Annotated in this window: 17 protein-coding genes; 14 read left to right on the top strand and 3 right to left on the bottom strand. The window is 49.7% G+C overall.

Annotated features, from left to right (window positions below; all coding sequences use genetic code 11):
- The first annotated feature begins 245 nt into the window (after positions 1–245).
- The 13 genes from ACOTX3_RS14785 to ACOTX3_RS14725 all read left to right on the top strand — a co-directional run bounded on the left by ACOTX3_RS14785 (position 246) and on the right by ACOTX3_RS14725 (position 13,653).
- Positions 246–1,304, top strand: a complete 1,059-nt coding sequence (locus ACOTX3_RS14785) for an ATP-grasp domain-containing protein (protein WP_012695441.1) — start codon at positions 246–248, stop codon at positions 1,302–1,304.
- Between the two features lie 9 nt (positions 1,305–1,313).
- The gene (locus ACOTX3_RS14780; protein WP_001280115.1) at positions 1,314–2,456 is read left to right on the top strand and encodes a phosphoribosyltransferase domain-containing protein; all 1,143 of its coding nucleotides are present in this window, start codon (positions 1,314–1,316) and stop codon (positions 2,454–2,456) included.
- On the top strand, positions 2,449–3,222 hold the full coding sequence (locus ACOTX3_RS14775; RefSeq protein ID WP_001040058.1) for a hypothetical protein: 774 nt from the start codon (positions 2,449–2,451) through the stop codon (positions 3,220–3,222). Before ACOTX3_RS14780 ends, ACOTX3_RS14775 begins: the two co-directional genes overlap by 8 nt.
- Before the next feature lies 1 nt (position 3,223).
- A complete protein-coding gene (locus tag ACOTX3_RS14770) occupies positions 3,224–4,303 on the top strand; it encodes a cysteine protease StiP family protein (protein ID WP_001585166.1) in 1,080 nt (359 codons plus the stop codon).
- Complete coding sequence (locus tag ACOTX3_RS14765) at positions 4,303–5,259, top strand: HpcH/HpaI aldolase/citrate lyase family protein (protein WP_011152965.1); 957 nt, start codon at positions 4,303–4,305, stop codon at positions 5,257–5,259. Before ACOTX3_RS14770 ends, ACOTX3_RS14765 begins: the two co-directional genes overlap by 1 nt.
- Positions 5,260–5,269: 10 nt before the next feature.
- Complete coding sequence (locus tag ACOTX3_RS14760) at positions 5,270–6,478, top strand: DUF4236 domain-containing protein (protein ID WP_346723435.1); 1,209 nt, start codon at positions 5,270–5,272, stop codon at positions 6,476–6,478.
- 17 nt (positions 6,479–6,495) lie between these two features.
- On the top strand, positions 6,496–6,963 hold the full coding sequence (terW, locus tag ACOTX3_RS14755; RefSeq protein ID WP_001176767.1) for a tellurium resistance protein TerW: 468 nt from the start codon (positions 6,496–6,498) through the stop codon (positions 6,961–6,963).
- Positions 6,964–7,425: 462 nt separating this feature from the next.
- Complete coding sequence (locus ACOTX3_RS14750; protein ID WP_001253657.1) at positions 7,426–8,064, top strand: vWA domain-containing protein; 639 nt, start codon at positions 7,426–7,428, stop codon at positions 8,062–8,064.
- Between the two features lie 22 nt (positions 8,065–8,086).
- The gene (locus ACOTX3_RS14745) at positions 8,087–8,728 is read left to right on the top strand and encodes a TerD family protein (protein WP_000116681.1); all 642 of its coding nucleotides are present in this window, start codon (positions 8,087–8,089) and stop codon (positions 8,726–8,728) included.
- The gene (locus ACOTX3_RS14740) at positions 8,728–9,366 is read left to right on the top strand and encodes a vWA domain-containing protein (RefSeq protein ID WP_001253658.1); all 639 of its coding nucleotides are present in this window, start codon (positions 8,728–8,730) and stop codon (positions 9,364–9,366) included. Before ACOTX3_RS14745 ends, ACOTX3_RS14740 begins: the two co-directional genes overlap by 1 nt.
- Positions 9,367–9,450: 84 nt before the next feature.
- Positions 9,451–10,491 (top strand): TerY-C metal binding domain-containing protein, encoded by a 1,041-nt coding sequence (locus ACOTX3_RS14735; protein WP_001253656.1) that lies wholly within the window; start codon positions 9,451–9,453, stop codon positions 10,489–10,491.
- A complete protein-coding gene (locus tag ACOTX3_RS14730; RefSeq protein ID WP_000081060.1) occupies positions 10,491–12,128 on the top strand; it encodes a PP2C family serine/threonine-protein phosphatase in 1,638 nt (545 codons plus the stop codon). The genes ACOTX3_RS14735 and ACOTX3_RS14730 overlap by 1 nt, the downstream gene beginning before the upstream one ends.
- 25 nt (positions 12,129–12,153) lie before the next feature.
- On the top strand, positions 12,154–13,653 hold the full coding sequence (locus ACOTX3_RS14725; RefSeq protein WP_001284318.1) for a helix-hairpin-helix domain-containing protein: 1,500 nt from the start codon (positions 12,154–12,156) through the stop codon (positions 13,651–13,653).
- 165 nt (positions 13,654–13,818) lie between these two features.
- Here the strand turns inward: ACOTX3_RS14725 and ACOTX3_RS14720 are convergent, their stop codons facing one another.
- Positions 13,819–14,901, bottom strand: a complete 1,083-nt coding sequence (locus tag ACOTX3_RS14720; RefSeq protein ID WP_001232447.1) for a hypothetical protein — start codon at positions 14,899–14,901, stop codon at positions 13,819–13,821.
- Between the two features lie 360 nt (positions 14,902–15,261).
- Positions 15,262–15,474 carry an Hha/YmoA family nucleoid-associated regulatory protein gene (locus tag ACOTX3_RS14715; RefSeq protein ID WP_001285422.1) on the bottom strand — a complete coding sequence of 71 codons (213 nt, stop codon included), beginning with the start codon at positions 15,472–15,474 and terminating at the stop codon, positions 15,262–15,264.
- 169 nt (positions 15,475–15,643) lie between these two features.
- Between ACOTX3_RS14715 and ACOTX3_RS14710 the strand changes: the two genes are divergently transcribed.
- A complete protein-coding gene (locus tag ACOTX3_RS14710; RefSeq protein WP_000795949.1) occupies positions 15,644–16,819 on the top strand; it encodes a tyrosine-type recombinase/integrase in 1,176 nt (391 codons plus the stop codon).
- A gap of 301 nt (positions 16,820–17,120) precedes the next feature.
- Here the strand turns inward: ACOTX3_RS14710 and ACOTX3_RS14705 are convergent, their stop codons facing one another.
- Positions 17,121–18,026: a hypothetical protein gene (locus tag ACOTX3_RS14705; RefSeq protein WP_001198595.1), complete on the bottom strand. Its 906-nt coding sequence runs from the start codon at positions 18,024–18,026 to the stop codon at positions 17,121–17,123.
- Between the last annotated feature and the right edge of the window lie 2 nt (positions 18,027–18,028).

Genomic DNA, 18,028 nt, shown 5'->3' with positions numbered 1-18,028 from the left:
GATGAAGTTCTCTGACAAGGGAAATTTTGGTAGTTTTCTGTAAAAACACAAAAAGAAATCCTTTTCAGGGTGTTAATTTTCTAAGTTTAATTTAAATATCAATGTGTTATCAGGAATCCAAAAAACCTGACGCACTCCATAACCACAGGAGTTATAAATCATATTATGATTGACATGTAGCTTAGACACTCATAGACTCACTTCTCAATCATAAATTTGCATGGCGTTCCGGATAATTAAAAAAAATGAACAAGAAAATTTGGTTTATGGAAGGTTTATCCTCCCAGCGAGATATTATTCAGGGGGTAAAATCATTTGCAAAAAAAAATAATTTTGCCATTACCGTTTTTGCCTCCCACCGTAACGAAAGAAATGAAATCCTTTCCGTTGCCGACTATTCTTTGACTGAACCTGAAGATCCTCAAAAACGTCTTCAGTTTATCCAGGAAACCATTCAGTCCTACGGCATCCACCATATTCATACTGGCCGTAACAGCCAGTGGTTTGAAGAACACCGTTCAGCCATTGAATCGACCGGTGCCACCCTTACTACCGGTGCAACGGGCGTCGACTGGTTAACTCTGGCTGACGAAAAAGTTACTTTTGCTCAGTTTATGGAGCAAAAGGGTCTCCCGGTCGTACCATCCTGGCGGGTGAATACGCTGGCAGAATTAAAAACACACCTCGCGGCCCCGCCGTTCACTGACAGCCCGGTATGCGTGAAGCCGGTGACGGGTATCTATGGCATGGGATTCTGGCGCTTTGATGACAGTGCTTCGCCTATGGCCGTCTTTAATCATCCCGAACATCGTCTGGTCAGTCCGCAACAGTATATTGCAGCAGCATCAGCTGCTGAGTCGTTTAAACCCCTTGTTTTGATGCCGTACCTGCCAGGCCCGGAATTTTCCGTCGATATCCTCGCGGATAAGGGCGAAATACTCGCAGCCGTGGGACGCCGTAAGGAAGGGGTTATCCAGTATCTGGTAAACGAAGGAAGCGCCTGGGAACTGGCGTGTGACTGCGCCAGGGTTATGAAGGCCGACGGGCTGGTGAATGTTCAGACGCGAAACGATGTGAATGGCAACCCGGTGCTGCTTGAAACCAACATGCGTCCGTCAGGGGGGGTGGGTTATACCCTTCACAGCGGGGTGAACCTTCCTGGGTTATTTGCTGCCTTTAAGCTCGGTCTGATGTCTGAAGATATGGTGCGCCAGAGCGCTAAAAACACCTTTTCTCCGGTTGCGGTGAGATCCATTACGGATGTAATTGCATACCCGGAATCACTCTCTAACCTTCTGAATTAAGGCGTATTTATGTCTGATATCCTCGAAGATATGATTTATCGCCGTACCCTCTCATGCGGTACGATTCAGGTAACCCGCGACCAGGGTGAAGTTTCGCTCGATGACCTGTTTGACATCGCTGAAAGACGTAACCCGAAACGCGCCTTTCTGTTTGTCAGCAAAGTACTCGGCAGGCACATTCCCGTGCCACCCTCAGTCATGCGGCAGGCCTACAGACAGCTTGCCAGCCAGTTCCCCTCGACACTGACAGGACCCGTACTGTTTATCGGTATGGCTGAAACCGCCGTTGGGCTTGGGGCCGGTGTATTTGATGAAGTGCGCCACCAGCATCCTGAATCTGTCTATCTGACCTCTACCCGTCACCCGGTTGATGGCACGTTGCTTTGCGAGTTCAAGGAAGAACACAGCCACGCCACCGATCATCTGATCTATCTGCCAGATGATGAAGAGAAAAGACGTCGTGTTACCAACGCACGAACGCTGGTTTTGATTGATGACGAGGCAACCACCGGTAATACCTTTATTAACCTGCTTTCAGCCCTGCGTAATACCGGCAAGCTTCAACATATTGAACAGGTTATAGCCGTTACGCTTACCGACTGGAGTGGCAAAGCCTTGTCCGAGCGCAGCACCTTACCAGTCACTTCGGTTTCTCTTGTAAGCGGTAAGTGGGGATGGACCCCATTACCTGATGCACCTGTCCCGGACATGCCGAAAGTCAACGTAACTTCACGAGGAGAATGGGACATCCAGGGAAAACAGTCCTGGGGCCGACTGGGGATGCTCGCACCTGCGGCCGATCTCGGCCATGAGGTCTCCGTCCACAAGGGGGAACGTATTCTGGTTCTCGGGACCGGGGAATTCGTCTGGGAGCCGTTCCTGCTTGCTGAACGGCTCGAAGCTGCCGGAGCACAGGCATTTTATGGATCGACCACCCGCTCCCCTATCGCCGTTGGTTATGCCATTGAGTCCGCCATTTCCTTTACGGATAACTACGGGCTGGGCATCCCCAATTTTGTCTATAACGTCGCCCACCAGCAGTTTGACCGCATTCTTGTGTGTACTGAGACACCCGCAGAAAGTATTGACACGCAGCTTCTTAAAGCGCTGGCTGAGGTTGCGGCCGTCGTGGAGATTGTTACCTATGAATAAACCCGTTGTTCTGAGCGACCTTGACGACACGCTCTTTCAGACCCGTCGTAAAATGGTGGACGAGCTGGCCCTGGAGCCATTCCGTACCGGTGCCGTTGATCGCACCCTGAATCCACGAAGCTTTATGACGGAAGAACAGTCCATGTTGGTGGACTGGCTCCTGGAGCAGGCTGAACTCATACCCGTTACCGCACGGGGAACTGAAGAAATCAGCCGCGTACGGATCCCTTTCCACTCCTGGGCAATCACCACTCACGGGGCCGTCATTCTCACGCCAGAAGGCAAACCCGACGAGGAGTGGAAGGCCCATATGCTCGGCCAGCTGGCTCCCTATCAGGAAAAGCTGACATCGATGCAGCGTCTGATCACTGAAATGATGGACGCAAAAGGGATCAATGCCTGGGCAAGGCTGAACTTCGAATACGGTGAAACGGCGGTTTATATGGTGATGAAGCACCGCGACAGCACCCGCCTTGACGAGCTCAATGCCATTGCAGATGAGATAGAAACGGTGTTTCCGACCGAGGGCTTCTACATCCACCGCAACAGTAATAACGTGGCCTGGCTTCCCACCGCGGTTGAGAAAGGGCTGGCAGTCAGATGGCTTCTTGAAAAACTTCGGGCTGAACGCGGAGTCTTCCCCGTAATTGGTCTGGGCGACAGCCTGAGCGATCATCGTTTTATGAAACTGTGCAGCTGGTTTGGCATCCCGCGTCAGAGTCAGTTTGCAGATGCCATTTCACAGCGAATTTTTGGAGAAAATTAAAATGCAGCCACATGACACATTTACCGGCTCATACCAGCCCGGTGACGTGGAATTTCTGCTAAAGCCGGTAGTCATTGAGATGACGCCGGTTGAGCAAAAAGAAGAGCTGATTCAGTCAGGGAAGAAACATTATTCGGACATGCTCAGTCAGGAGCCAGCGCCAACACAATGGCATCTTGATTTGTTTCACCGGGCGCTGGATCGGGGCGCAGAGAGACTTGCAAAAGAAGTCACACAGCTCGCTATTGCTCTGGCCGAACGCTTCGGTGATGAGCCCATTGTACTGGCCAGTCTCGTCAGAGCTGGCGTGCCGCTCGGCGTTATGCTGCACCAGGCCCTGCGTGACATGGGGAAAACCTCATGGCATTACGGTATCAGCATTATCCGGGATCGTGGAATTGACGGTGCAGCCCTCGACGTCATTGAAGAGCGCCATGGTACCAGCGGTATTGTCTTTGTTGACGGATGGACAGGTAAAGGCGCAATTACCGGAGAGCTTGTACGCGCACTGAAAGATCGCCCGGGCTATCCTGAGCAGCCGCGACTGGTTGTCCTGGCCGATCCCTGTGGCTGCTCCTGGCTTGCAGCCAGTGATGATGACTGGCTCATTCCTTTTGGCATCATGGGTGCGCCGGTATCAGGCCTGATCTCCCGGTCAGTATGGTCCTCTGAAGGATTACATGGGTGCATGGTTTGCGAGCATCTCAGTGAATTCGAATGCAGCCGGATGCTTGTCGATACCGTCGCCCATTTCCGTAAGAAGTTAACCCCGTCATCCCTCGCTACCCTGAGCTGGAATATGGAGTCAGCCCGGGTCTTATGGCAGACAAGTCGCGACGTTATCGCGTTCCTGGCCGATGAATTTAAAGTGGACAGCGTCAATCGTATTAAACCCGGTATTGCTGAAGCAACCCGGGCTGTATTACGTCGGGTACCGGACCATGTATTTGTGCGTTCTATTGACGACCCGGACGTTGCCTTGCTTGTAGGGCTTGCTCGTGAAAAGGGAATAGTTGTTACAGAAATGGGGGGAACCCTCGGCCAGTATCGGGCTGTAACCATTATCAAGAAGGTACTCTGATGAAAAATCGTCTTTCTCCCTGGAATCTGGGAGCCACGCTATACATGCCTGCAACACGGGAAGATATTGCTGATGCCGTCCTGCACGGGAAAATCCCGGGTTTGCGCTCTCTGGTGATTTGCCTGGAGGATGCTGTCAGTGAAGCAGACATCCCCATCGCCCTCAAAAATCTGGAGCACCTGCTGCACGAGCTCAGTAACAGCATGCGTAGCCTGGGTAAAAATGACTGGCCTCTGGTGTTCATTCGCCCTCGGCATGCCGAAATGGGCAGATGGTTAAAAGCGCATTATGATCTTTCCGCTGTCGATGGGTTTGTGTTGCCGAAATTTACCCTCAGTTCGTTAGCTGAATGGTGGGATATCATGGGCGGGACTCACCTGTGCATGATGCCAACGCTGGAAACAGAAGACGTCTTTGACGTGGTTCAGATGCGCGAGCTGGCCACTCGCCTGGTGGAACATCCCTGCCACGACCGCATTATTGCGCTTCGAATCGGCGGCAACGATCTTATGAACGTTGTGTCGCTTCGCCGCCCCCGGGACCTGACGCTGTATGACAGCCCGATGGGCTACGTCATCAAAATGCTCGTTTCAGTCTTCGGCCCGCGTGATTTTGCCCTGACCGCGCCCGTATGTGAGCATATTGACGATCATGCCGTTATGGCCAGAGAGCTGGCTCTTGATATGGCACATGGGCTTGTTGGGAAAACGGCCATTCACCCGGGTCAGATAGAGGTCATTCAAAACGCGCTGATGGTCACTCAGGGTGAGTATTCTGACGCTCTGCGGATCCTGAACTCTACCCAGGCCGTGTTTAAGTCGCAGGGAGCAATGTGTGAACCCGCCACACATCGCCGCTGGGCGGCTGGCATTCTGGACAGAGCTCGTTTTTATGGGTTACAGAACGAGCAAAGCGCTGATGGAATCAGATTACTTACCGTGACCCAGCATCATTAAGGAAATCATAATGGGGTTCAGGTTCAGAAAGTCGATCAACATTATTCCTGGCGTTCGCCTCAACCTGAGTAACGGTGCACCGAGCCTGAGTGTCGGGCCGAGAGGTGCTTCCGTTTCTTTTGGTAGCCGGGGGACCTATGCCAATCTGGGCTTGCCCGGTACCGGGCTGAGTTACCGTACCCGGCTTGACCGGGCCGCGCGTTCCGGAGGTGGAAACCGGACGGCAACCGACCCGGGGCTCAGACAGGCGCTTGAGCAGGAAGCCGCTGAACTCATGTCAGCGGTAACCGCAATCCGTAATATTCACGAGCTGACGCCGGATCCAAAAACAGGCATCAGCTGGGCAGAGCTGGAAGCAGTATACCTGCATAACAGAACGTCGCCTTTTCAGGTTCCGGCACCGGTGCGTCCAGAAAAGCCAGACTACCTTGCATTGCCGGAAAAGCCTGCCGAGAGCGAAGGCATTAGTTTTCTGGGTAAATGGTTTGAATCGGAATCAGCTAAAGCTGAGCGCCACGCCGAAAATCTTCGCCGGTGGCAGCAGGAGCTGATTGATGTGGAGCGTGAGAATACCCTTCGACAGCACCGGTACCAGCAACAACGGACGGCCTGGGCCGAACAGTATGCAAACTGGAAGTTTGAAGCAGAAGAACATGAAAAACGGCTCGCCACGGCTCAGGCAGATGCCCGGCAGCAGTTCCGGACAGACGCCGCGTTTTTCGAATCATACCTGGCGGGTATGCTGGCAGAAACTGAATGGCCGCGTGAAACGATTGTTGCATTTGAAGTAAAGCCGGAGCTATCAGCAGTCCTGCTGGACGTTGATTTAGCTGAGATTGAAGATTTCCCTGATAAGATTTACGGCGTTAATGCCCGGGGCACGGAGCTGACGGAAAAAGCCATGACGCAAAAAGCCGTACGCGAAAACTATGCCCGCCACGTCCATGGCTGCTTGTTCCGCCTGGTCGGTATCGTTTTACATACGCTACCTTTCGACAACGTGATTGTGTCAGGCTTTACGCAACGGGTCAGTAAGCGGACCGGCTATCTGGAGGATGAGTATATCCTGTCCTGCAAATGCACTCGCAGCCAGATGTCGTCAGTAAATTTTGCAGGCATAGAACACATTGATCCGGTTGAAGCGTTAGGCGATCACCCGGTTATTCGAAAGATGAGCAGTACCTTCATTTTTCAGCCTATTGAACCACTAACCCTTTAAGCAGGCTAAATCTTACGATGCAATTAAATACCAGACAGGCCCGGATTTTTAAGCTTGCCAACTTACTGGGCACCGGCAAGCCCGTTTCCGCTGCCGACATTATAACCAGTCTGGAATGCTCAGAGCCGACATTAACCCGGGCCCTCAAAGAGCTACGCGAGTCATATTCTGCGGAGATCAAATACAGCAAGGCAGGTCATTCCTACCATCTCGTTAATCCGGGCCAGCTGGATAAAAAGACCCTTCGCCGGATGAATGAAGCGCTCGCACAGAATGCTGAACTGAAAACCGGTGAGTCTACAGGGAAGGTCGTACTCGATAAGGATAAAAAAACAGCCGTGTCCTTATCGCTACGCATGCGGATCTTAAGAAAAATTGACCGTCTGGCTGCGCTGAGTGGCTCGACCCGAAGTGAAGCGGTAGAGAAGCTGGCTCTGCACTCCGTTGACGAACTGATAAAAGAATACAGCGCTAAAAAGTCCTGACGCTAAATCTCAGACCGGGGTGAAAACCCCGGTTTTGTCATATTTTACCTCTGTATTGGCGTGACGTAGTTTTGATCTATTCTCCTCCCGCAATGCCAGCAGCGCCTTACTGACTACAAAACCTGGTGTCTTGACATCCTCTTGTGCTACACATCAATCTTTGGGCGTTTTACACTCCATTCATGCAGATCTGTGATGTATGATGAATTTCATACATAAGACAGTTTATTTGTCCGAGTTTTTTCAGAAATCTTATATTCCAGTCCGGTCTGAATTATTTTTCTGTTGATAAGAGGCCATTCACATGTCGGTAATTCTATGGTGGTTAACTTATTTCTTTAATGCCGCTTCTGAGTATTTAATCTCCACCCGACAGATGTCGTGCCGTTTTATCAAATCAACAAACCCTGGCCTCTTCCTGAAACTACTCTCCTCTTCCGATCTCTTAAGAAGGAATTACATTTGAGACGCTTACCCGTATATCTGCTACTCGACACGTCCGGCTCTATGCACGGAGAGCCTATCGAAGCGGTTAAAAATGGCGTTCAGACGCTGCTTACCACGCTGAAACAGGATCCGTATGCACTCGAAACGGCTCACGTGTCAGTGATCACCTTTGATTCTTCAGCCCGACAGGCAGTCCCCCTGACAGACCTCCTGAGTTTCCAGATGCCAGCACTAACAGCCAGCGGCACCACGTCTCTTGGCGAAGCGCTTTCCCTCACGGCCAGCTCCATTGCCAAAGAAGTACAGAAAACGACGGCTGACACTAAAGGTGACTGGCGTCCCCTTGTATTCCTGATGACGGATGGAAGTCCGAATGATGACTGGCGTAAAGGCCTGAATGACTTTAAAGCGGCCAGAACCGGCGTTGTTGTGGCATGTGCAGCCGGGCATGATGCCGATACCAGCGTCCTCAAAGAAATCACTGAAATCGTGGTTCAGCTCGATACAGCTGACAGTTCGACGATTAAAGCTTTCTTTAAATGGGTCAGTGCGAGCATTTCGGTAGGCAGTCAGAAAGTGGAGTCCAGCAAAAAAGAAGTGATCGGTCTTGAAGACCTGCCACCGCCGCCGCCAGAAGTAAATGTGGTCTTATAATTTTATTGATTAAGGGGATATCATGTCTGTCAGTCTGAGCAAAGGCCAGGGCGTAAGCCTGAAAAAAAATGAATACGATCTCTCGTCCGTTACTATCGGCCTCGGTTGGGATATTAATGAGGAAAAGAAAGGTTTTCTCGGCGGGATCTTTGGTAAAAAAGAAGAAGAATACGACCTTGATGTGATCGCTTTCCTGTGTAATTCAGCCGGAAAGGTGACCGATCTCGGCAATGTGGAAAATGGTAAACCAACGCTTGTGAATGGCGATATCATCTTTTTCAACAGCCTTCGCCATAAGTCAGGCAATATCTGGCTGACGGGCGATAACCGAACCGGAGCCGGTGACGGTGACGATGAGCAAATTATTGTGCGCCTGAATTCCCTTGACGCTCAGTACGAGAAAATTGTGTTCATCGTTCAGATCTACAATGGTGAAAAGCTCCAGCAGCACTTTGGTAAAGTTCAGAATGCCTTCATCCGGGCAGTAGATGCCCGTAATATTGAAATGGCACGATTCGATCTTTCTGGCGGACCCGCCTTCGCCAGCCAGCGCTCCATGGTCTTTGCCGAGCTGATACGCGAGGCTACAGGCTGGAAACTCAGGGCAATTGGTGAGCCTTCAGAATCAGATTCGTTTGTCTCGCACCTGAGGAATTACATGTGATGCGCCGCCTGCCTGTTTACCTTGTTATCGACACATCCGGCTCGATGCGCGGTGAGTCAATCCATTCCGTTAACGTTGGAATTCAGGCGATGCTTAGCGCTCTTCGCCAGGATCCCTACGCCCTCGAAAGCGTTCATATCTCCATTATCACCTATGACAATGAGGCGCGTGAGTTCATTCCTCTCACGCCGCTGGAAGACTTCCAGTTTTCTGACATCGTTGTGCCAAGCGCAGGCGGGACGTTCACCGGTGCTGCCCTTGAATGTCTGATGCAGTGTGTTGAACGGGATGTACGTCGCTCAGATGGTGATACCAAAGGAGACTGGCGTCCTCTGGTATTCCTGATGACTGATGGAACCCCTTCTGATGCCCTGGCGTACGGTGAAGCGGTAAAAGCGATTCGCGGCCGGGGATTCGGATCCATCATTGCCTGCGCCGTTGGTCCTAAAGCAGGCCATGAGCACTTAAAACAGCTCACCGATAAGGTTGTGTCTCTGGAGACGCTAGATTCAACCGCGTTTGCAGGTTTCTTTAAATGGGTATCGGCCAGCGTGTCTTCCGGCAGCACAAGCGCGGGGATTAATAACGGAACTGATACCCTTCCCCCTCCTCCACCAGAAATCCAGCTGGTGCTCTGACAGACAGAAAGGTGCTGTTTCCGGGCAGCACCTTTCTGTACAGCAACGTTTTCTGCTGGCCGTACCAGCCGTACGAGGAAAATTATGAGACGCCTTCCCGTGTTTTTTGTCCTGGACTGTTCAGAGTCCATGATTGGTGAAAACCTGAAAAAAATGACTGATGGTCTGCAAATGATCGTCGGAGATTTAAGAAAGGATCCACACGCACTTGAAACAGCCTGGGTCTCGGTAATCGCATTTGCCGGTGTAGCCCGTACGATTGTACCTCTTCACGAAATTGCCTCGTTCTACCCTCCCCGCCTTCCCGTTGGCGGCGGTACGAGCCTTGGAGCTGCATTGCGTGAGCTGACCGTGCAAATTGATACCCAGGTCAGAAAAACCACTCATGAGGCTAAAGGCGACTGGAAACCCGTCGTGTATCTCCTTACCGACGGACGTCCGACTGACGACACAACCGCAGAAGTGAAGCGCTGGAAGGATCACTACGCGAGTAAAGTGAATCTCATTGCCGTTGGCCTGGGGCCGTCAGCGGACCTGAATATCCTGCGGCAACTGACAGAGAATGTCATGCTGTTCACCGAATCTCAGGAAGGGGACTTTACCCGCTTCATCAAATGGATCACGGCCTCGGTTACGGCGCACAGCCGCAGCGTCGGGGACGACAAACAACCTGAGCTCAGCCAGACTGAATACATAGTCCGGCTGGCCAAGGACGAGCCAGTAAAAGCGTACGACGAAAACTGCGTTACGCTTACCGGCCGTTGCAGCAAGACCCGTCGTCCGTACCTGATGAAGTATGAACGGCCACCAGCAAGGGTTTCCGGGCTCGATTTCAGTCTGAACCTGAACAGCTTTAATATTGCCGGATGCTATCCCATCGATGAGGACTATTTTGCGTGGTCAGATGCCACCGCTACCGGTTTGCAGGTAAATACCAGCGAACTGCATGGCGTACCGGGTTGCCCCCACTGCGGTAATGCCAGTGCGTTTGCCCTGTGCTCATGCGGAAAGTTGCTGTGTATTGACGGCCCGGATGACGTGATCTGCCCGTGGTGTGAAACAGGCCTGTCATTCAGCAATGATGGCGGAAACACTAACTTCGACGTAAACAGAGGGAGAGGTTGATGTCGCAAAATGCTTTACTTGAAGAGAAGATTATCCGCTTAGTTCTGTCTGAGCTGGGCCACCCTGTTGAAGGTGAGCGGCTTTTACTTCTATCGCAGGACCCATCCCTTACCGAAGAAATTATGCGGCTTAAAGAGCGGATTGAGAGCCTTGCACAGGGTTTATCTGCGCGGGTTAGCGAAGGTGATAACGACGCAGAGATTGCCGCCTCGTCAGCATCCAGTCTTTCCGATCAGCAACAAACGGTCGTAAGTGTTGCTGATAACCCGGGCATTGACGCTACCGATACATCAGCACTGCAACCCCTGCCAGAAAATGAGCCTCATCCTCCGTTCTGGAAGCTGATGCCTTATTACGAATTTGATAAACCAGCACAGAGGGAAGACGAAAACCTGTCTTCCCTGGTATTAAAACCCGGGCAGATACCGACAGGCCAGCAGCGGGCCAGCTTAGCTGTGCCACCTGCCGTTCCCCCGAGAGCTAAAATAACGATCCCCAACGCCCGCGCAGGCGAACGTTTCTCTTCGCCGGTTGCTATCGTTCTGGGTGAGGGCCAGCAGGCTACTGTCAGGGACGTTGTCTTTCCCCGGAACATTGGCCTGTCTTTTGACAAAGAACAGGAGTTGCTGACAGGTACTCCCACCGAAAGCGGCGATATAGAGCTTTCAGTAATCTGGTCATGCACGTCGCACGACGAATGTGAAACAAAACAGCTATTTATAATCAATCCCGATCCGAGAAGCCTGTGGAAGGTGGTAGAGCCACCAGCAGACGCTCCCTACCCTAAGTCCCATCTGGACGCTGCTGGCCTGGTCAGGGGTGATATACGTATTGCTGCCGCCAGTCGCCGGGGACGCTCTCATGAGCATGCCGGAAGCTTCAGAGATGACGACTTCTACATCAACCACTGCCAGGAAACAGGATGGTCTGTCATGCTGGTCGCAGACGGAGCCGGTAGTGCGGTAAATTCCCGGGAAGGCTCCCGGATTGCAGTCAAAACGGCTGGCGATTACCTTTTAAATCAGCTCAGTGGTGTGAAAGGCGTCCATTTAAAGCAGCACATCACGGCGTGGGAAGGGAGCGATCAGCAGGCAACAATAAACGCCATGCTTCATCATTTTAAACAGGCAGCTACGCTCGCGGTCAACAGTATCCAGAACGAAGCCATTTGTGCAGAACAACCTGTGAAATCCTATTCAACAACCCTTCTGGCAACTGTAGCGCTACGAACTGATAACGAGCTGTTTGCGACTGCATTCTGGCTTGGTGATGGTGCGATAGGTGCATACAGCCCTTCCGGTAAAGTCAGGATACTGGGAAATCCCGATAGCGGAGAATACGCAGGACAAACCCGTTTCCTTGACCAGAGCATTATCGCAGACCCCTCGTTTAGCGGCCGCATCAGCGTGGGTAAATGGAATGATGTATCTCACTTGATCCTCATGACAGACGGCGTCTCAGACCCTCTGTTTGAGACGGATAATGGGCTTCGCAGTGACGAAAAATGGACCCGTCTCGTTGATGAGCTCAACCCTGTCCTTACAGACGCCAGTATTGCGCCTGAGAGGTTAGGCGACTGGCTTAACTTTTTCTCCACAGGGAACCATGATGACCGCACTATTGCGGTGTTGTGGTAAGGGATACGCTTTTTCGGTGATCAATATGGCAAATATCGTTACGTGCAAAACAAAGGACGGCGAAACAGTCCAGTATGTTGACGAGGTAATTGGTTCGGGCTCGATGAAGGATGTTTACTTTTCGCCTGATAAATCATACGTCGTCGCTTTTTATCATAAACCGCAGAACGAGCAGGCCCGGGATCGGATTGATATGATCACCGGACGCTACAGGCAAAACATTTTTGGCCAGTCCGGAGGTGAATACTGGAAGGACCTGTTTTGCTGGCCGACCCATGTTGTTGAGCATGGGCATAAAATCGGCATCGTGGTTCCAACCTACAAAAGCTACTTTTTCTTTAAATACGGCTCTAAAAACGATGATTTTCTTGGCATAAAAGGTCGTGAAAAGGAAGGCAAATGGTTTGCCAGCGCCAGCAACCAGAACAAATTTCTCGACCCACGTGAACGAGGCAATACGCTTACCTATCTCAAGGTCTGTCTGCTGCTGACAAGAGCCGTCAGAAGGATGCATGCGGCAGGTCTCTGTCACAGCGATCTAAGCTATAAAAACGTGCTTATCGATCCAGAAATGGGACATGCCTGCATCATTGACGTAGACGGCCTGGTTGTCCCTGGAAAGTATCCTCCCGACGTGGTGGGCACCCCGGATTTTATCGCTCCGGAAGTGGTGAAAACCAGTCATCTTTCCAAAGAGGATCCGAACCGCGTATTGCCAAGCATTACTACTGACCGTCATGCGCTGTCGGTGCTTATCTACATGTATCTGTTCTTCCGTCATCCGCTACGTGGCGGAAAAATACATGACATGTCGGATGAAGTACGTGATGAGACCTTATCTATGGGTGAGAAGGCACTCTTCATTGAACATCCGACAGACAAAAGCAATGCAGTCAAAGTCAGTCAGCTATCGTCCTTTTCACTGCCCTGGGCTGACCCGGAGAAAATTCCTTACACCATCATGGGCCCTTATCTGACACCTTTGTTTGAGCGCGCCTTTATAGATGGCTTACACGATGCCACTAAACGCCCGACCGCCGATGAGTGGGAAAGCGCCCTGGTTAAAACAGTCGATCTGATACAGCCCTGCCAGAACAAGGCGTGTGAACAGAAATGGTACGTTTTCTCGGGTAAGACAAAGCCGGTTTGTCCCTACTGCGGTACGCCATACAAGGGTAAATTACCGGTTCTAAATTTATATTCTTCCCGAAAGGAAGGCAGTTATCGTCCTGACGACCACCGGTTGATGGTGTGGAGCGGGCAGTCAATCTATGCGTGGCATGTGAATCGCCTCATTGCGCCAAATGAGCGTACAACCGATTTGCAAAGGAAACGAGTTGGGTATTTTGTTTTCCATAACGATCAGTGGTGGTTAGTAAATGAAGGCATAAATGGGCTTATGTCATTACCGGATAAACGACAGATTGCCATTGGGGAAAAAATTGAACTGACGAATAACGCTCAGTTTGTTCTGTCAAAGGAGGAAGGCGGCAGGCTGGTCGTCGTTCAGTTAGTAGAAAACTAACGGACGCCCATAACGACTAAAACGTTCTGGCAGCATACTGAACCTGTTTAATGAATCACTATATTAAGCTGTGTCAAATTTAAGCTGCCAGAAAAACTGACTGTCTGTGCCGGATATGCGGTACACCTCCTGCGGCAAGGGTTTAATGCGCAAAGCCCAATTTATTTATAAGAGTGAATAGTTTTGTGGCTCTACCCTGCCGCTCTCCTTTCCTGTGTCATGGTTTTTAACATCTGAAATACTGACATTGTTAAGCCGGTGATTGTATAAGGCGATGCGGACAATCTCATGAAGATATTCAAGTTCGTTTTGTGTCAAGGACTGGCCTTCCTGGGTTTTTGAAATCATTTCCTGCCAGCAGATCAGTCTTTCGTAACTGACATGTTCGCTGTTTTCCAGGCAGTGCAACCTGAAATAGCGAAGGAACAAAGGAAATTCATCGGTCTGAGCGATGTCATAAGCCCGAACCGTTAACCGACACAGACATACAATCGTATCCTGCTGTAACCTGACTAACGCGTTATGACTGCCCGGAAGGATATCAGGCAATTTCATCTTACAGTCAGCAAGGCGCTGAAGAAGAGGCCCTTCCTCTGAAGGCTCCCGTCCCCGATACTCCTGAAGAGGTTCAGATTCAAGTTCATGCATTAATGGATGATATAGCCATTCCCGGGAACTGGTCTCATCAATGATCAGGCTTTCAATGCACTCACTGTATGTTGTTTTACGTCGCCCGAGCTGCACCTGACTGATTTCATATTCAATATCTGGAAGATCGATACGCAATGCGGCAACTCTTTCGGAAGGATGAAGGTGGTCAAAGGTTAACTTCGCAGAAATGCTACGATCCCTGTCCAGAAAGACGGCCACACATAAATCATTAACCTTTACGAACAGATCAGCTGTGCCTCCGAACATACTGCCGCTTCCAATAACCTCATTCAGTGAAACCGGCCCACCATCGTCGCCAGCGAGAAGATTTGGGAAACCAAGAACCTGGTGCTCGTTGATGACTTCAATAATTTTTCCCCGGATGGCTTCCATCAGACCATCACAGTCACCGGCTACAGCAGTACTGTGTGAGAAATGCCAAAGCTTGACCTCCCCCTGCTTTGCTAACAGATCAGTTTTGCAAGCGGGGCAGATGCAGTTACAGTCGATACCCCGGCTGACCTCTGTAATATCTAAAAAGAGTCCTGATTCTCTCTGGAGTCCAAATGGAATACCAAATGTGTAACTCTTACGCATGGCTGCACCCCGTTTTTGATAATTATTCAAACTATATCCGAAATAACGGAGGAGGATTTCTGTAAAACGAATTAAAAGAAATGATTTTTTAGTTTTCCAGATTAATGTTTGACAAGAATCAAATGAGAGCCTTACAAATATGGAGAGAGAAGTTTAGGTAAAGTAACTTTTATCACAACTTCTAAAATTAAGGAGAATATCGGATGTATTTAGCAGTGGGCTTGGCTTATGATTAAAGTCTTTCTCCGAACTTAATAAGAAAGTTAAAAAGACAGGCTATTACAGTGCCTTTAGCCCCGAAAGGGGCATAAACTATTTTCAAATCCAGACACAGTCTTTTTGTTGTGCCAATATCAATAATTACTCGCGAACAAAGGTCCACACACTCGCAGGAACTTTGTCATATAACTTTTTCATTGTCAGTTCAGCTTTACGATGATCATAAGCACCAGAAATTTCAAGAGAGGCGACACCCGAGTTTTTTTCACATAACCTTTCAAATACTTTTTCGAGCGTTTCGAACGAACTACACTTACGGAATTTCATTAAATAAGACTGCTTTGTGTCAGACATAATCAACCTTCTTTAGACAGGCCTCAACTGGCCAGGGATAATCTTAATATCATTTTTCACTTAAGCCTAACGATTTCACAACCTTTTTCGTTGTTTCCACCCTGTTCATAACCAGGTACATGAGTGCTAAAATGACTGTAAATAAAACCAGTGTATCCCGGTGAGCAGGATGAAGAATCAATCAGTGATCAGACAGTTTTCGGAAAGCGAATTGCATCAGCAGCTGGAAACGTTCGGCAACCATGATAAACAGCTTTCACGCTTGATCCGTTACTTTTCCCATCTGAGATACAACACAGCTAAAACCTATCTGCACTGGCTACGAGTATGGAACGAATGGTATCAGGCGAATGCCCGGTTGCATACAGACTGGCCAGTAAGTTCGCTCCCCGTGTCTGAGGAAGCTCTGCTGGCGTTTATGGGGCATCTTGAAGGCAAATTGTCACGAAGCAGCATAAACAGCTGTCTTCAGGCCTTAAACAGTATCCATAAAAAAGGGCTTAACCTGCCCGGGATTATTACGTCTGAAGCATGGTACATGCTGGAAGCCTTAAAACAATCGGAAGCCCGGAAGCGAAAGACGACTAAACAGGCAACTCCCTTTCTTATTGGCGATCTCAAGGCTCTGATAAAGTTACGCAGTACTACAAACTCAGTTCGTAAGCTTCGTGACCTGTGCCTGATCTGGACAGGCTTTGAAACACTGCTCCGTTCATCCGAAATTCGCCGTATACGTCTGAAAGATCTGTCTCTGGATAGTATGACCGGTGAATTTAACCTGACGGTATACCGTACAAAAACGAACATCAGTACACTTCTTACCTACCGGCTGACACGTCAGTTAACTAACTGCCTCTTGAGATTGATGAACCTTGTGAAAATGGATCAGCACAGTCATCCGGATGAATACCTTTTCCAGGCCGTAAATTTCCATGATACAGGCTATATGCCACCCGGCTGGAAGCTTCGGAGTAAAGGGAATGAGCTATCTGAGCTTCTTAAACGGCATAACCTGCCCTACCGTGCTAAACAAAGTCTTCTGAACGATGAAGATGAGGAAGACACTGTGGACGATGCCGGTATGCTCAGCAAAAATTCCCTTTTACGGGCATTTAAAGAAATGTGGAATGAGCTTTATCCAAATGAGACTAAAACCCGTTACTGGACAGGGCACAGCGTTCGTGTAGGCGGTGCGATACAGCTGGATATTGAAGGTTACTCGCTACCACAGATTATGGAAATGGGGAACTGGTCGAATGAAGAAATGGTTATGCGCTACATTCGCAATATTGAAGCTGGTAAAAAAGCCATGATCAAGCTTATGCGAAATGCCTTTGATGAATAGCGCCCTCACGGGCGCATAACTTTATTTTTTCTTGAACGGGTTAAGTCTGGTGAGATTAGAGAGTGCCCCTCCCGGAGGCAAAATTCCCGTCCTTTTATATTTGTACACGCCATTTAATTTCATTGTCTGGATTCCAAGATTAATAAGCGTGACAAGTTTAAGGGTATACAGGAGTGTAAATTGGGGAGCAACCTGAATAAAAACTAATAACAAGCCTGCACACATTACACGTAGCCATGCCGCGTACTCCATGCTCAGCGGACGCTTGAAATAGAATCTTTCGAGCAAATCAACTGTCTTATTACTGATCCACGCCGCCGCCACTGAGAGTAACAACACGATGCACACCATAATGCCCAGTTCCATTTTCACTCCCTTCTCTTTTAGTCTGTTTAAGTTGAGGCTTAGCCACAGTAGTTTTGTTTTTTGCTTTTTTCTTAGGTTTGGTATGGTGAAACAGAAAACAATCCACCATTACCCAACCATTTTTATATCGAGCCACCAGCATCTTCTGGCTGGGGTAATGAGCATGAAACAGCATTTTCACGTCCATGGTGCCCATCAACGACTGTTTGCGCTTTAGCTCATCCTCAGCCATCTGAAATTCTTGTAAGAATTCTGAAGACAGACGCTGACGCAGAATTCTTATGGCACTGGAGTTTTCATCATTCTTTGCCAGGTGCCCGAAGCGTACAAGTGCCTTGTGGGTTATCTGGATGGGTCCCAGATGAGAGCTGAGCTGTTCGTACTGCCAGAAGTAGGTCAAATCCACCTTAACCCAGCTGATGCTGTCCAGCAGAGCCTCGTTCATGATGGTTCCGGACATAGGTACCATTGTCAGCCTGGCCAGACGCATATGTATGTAGTCCGTAAGCAACCTCAGCGACTCAGGAACGTTTTTATTGAGTAGGAGATGCTGAAGCACCGGGGTTGCGGTCTGCCAACACAGATTGCGCCCGTCAGGCAGGAAAGCAAACTTTTGATCGTCAGGCGCAGAGTTCGAAGCGTTTTCCTTACGAAGCAAAAAATAATGGCCGCACAGCAGCTCTGCTCTTACCTGGTCCTCGTCAGGGTCATGTCGGGCTTTACTTAGATCAACGGTTAGCACAACGCGGTTAATCGCATCAGCGTGATATTTTTTTACCCAGACGCAGACACGATAGAGACGCTCATCGATTTTCTGGCTGGCTGTGGAAATCCATTGCATTG

The sequence above is a fragment of the Enterobacter cloacae complex sp. IR5384 genome (assembly GCF_049237265.1).
Lineage (GTDB): Bacteria > Pseudomonadota > Gammaproteobacteria > Enterobacterales > Enterobacteriaceae > Enterobacter > Enterobacter cloacae.
Note: the sequence above shows the minus strand (reverse complement) of the source record. Positions and strands in the feature narration are given on the sequence as shown.

What these genes read in the sequence shown, in the direction of transcription:
- ACOTX3_RS14785 (WP_012695441.1), top strand. Translation starts at nt 246, where the DNA reads ATGAACAAGAAAATTTGGTTTATGGAAGGTTTATCCTCCCAGCGAGAT.
- ACOTX3_RS14780 (WP_001280115.1), top strand. Translation starts at nt 1,314, where the DNA reads ATGTCTGATATCCTCGAAGATATGATTTATCGCCGTACCCTCTCATGC.
- ACOTX3_RS14775 (WP_001040058.1), top strand. Translation starts at nt 2,449, where the DNA reads ATGAATAAACCCGTTGTTCTGAGCGACCTTGACGACACGCTCTTTCAG.
- ACOTX3_RS14770 (WP_001585166.1), top strand. Translation starts at nt 3,224, where the DNA reads ATGCAGCCACATGACACATTTACCGGCTCATACCAGCCCGGTGACGTG.
- ACOTX3_RS14765 (WP_011152965.1), top strand. Translation starts at nt 4,303, where the DNA reads ATGAAAAATCGTCTTTCTCCCTGGAATCTGGGAGCCACGCTATACATG.
- ACOTX3_RS14760 (WP_346723435.1), top strand. Translation starts at nt 5,270, where the DNA reads ATGGGGTTCAGGTTCAGAAAGTCGATCAACATTATTCCTGGCGTTCGC.
- terW (WP_001176767.1), top strand. Translation starts at nt 6,496, where the DNA reads ATGCAATTAAATACCAGACAGGCCCGGATTTTTAAGCTTGCCAACTTA.
- ACOTX3_RS14745 (WP_000116681.1), top strand. Translation starts at nt 8,087, where the DNA reads ATGTCTGTCAGTCTGAGCAAAGGCCAGGGCGTAAGCCTGAAAAAAAAT.
- ACOTX3_RS14740 (WP_001253658.1), top strand. Translation starts at nt 8,728, where the DNA reads ATGCGCCGCCTGCCTGTTTACCTTGTTATCGACACATCCGGCTCGATG.
- ACOTX3_RS14735 (WP_001253656.1), top strand. Translation starts at nt 9,451, where the DNA reads ATGAGACGCCTTCCCGTGTTTTTTGTCCTGGACTGTTCAGAGTCCATG.
- ACOTX3_RS14730 (WP_000081060.1), top strand. Translation starts at nt 10,491, where the DNA reads ATGTCGCAAAATGCTTTACTTGAAGAGAAGATTATCCGCTTAGTTCTG.
- ACOTX3_RS14725 (WP_001284318.1), top strand. Translation starts at nt 12,154, where the DNA reads ATGGCAAATATCGTTACGTGCAAAACAAAGGACGGCGAAACAGTCCAG.
- ACOTX3_RS14720 (WP_001232447.1), bottom strand. Translation starts at nt 14,901, where the DNA reads ATGCGTAAGAGTTACACATTTGGTATTCCATTTGGACTCCAGAGAGAA.
- ACOTX3_RS14715 (WP_001285422.1), bottom strand. Translation starts at nt 15,474, where the DNA reads ATGTCTGACACAAAGCAGTCTTATTTAATGAAATTCCGTAAGTGTAGT.
- ACOTX3_RS14710 (WP_000795949.1), top strand. Translation starts at nt 15,644, where the DNA reads ATGAAGAATCAATCAGTGATCAGACAGTTTTCGGAAAGCGAATTGCAT.
- ACOTX3_RS14705 (WP_001198595.1), bottom strand. Translation starts at nt 18,026, where the DNA reads ATGCAATGGATTTCCACAGCCAGCCAGAAAATCGATGAGCGTCTCTAT.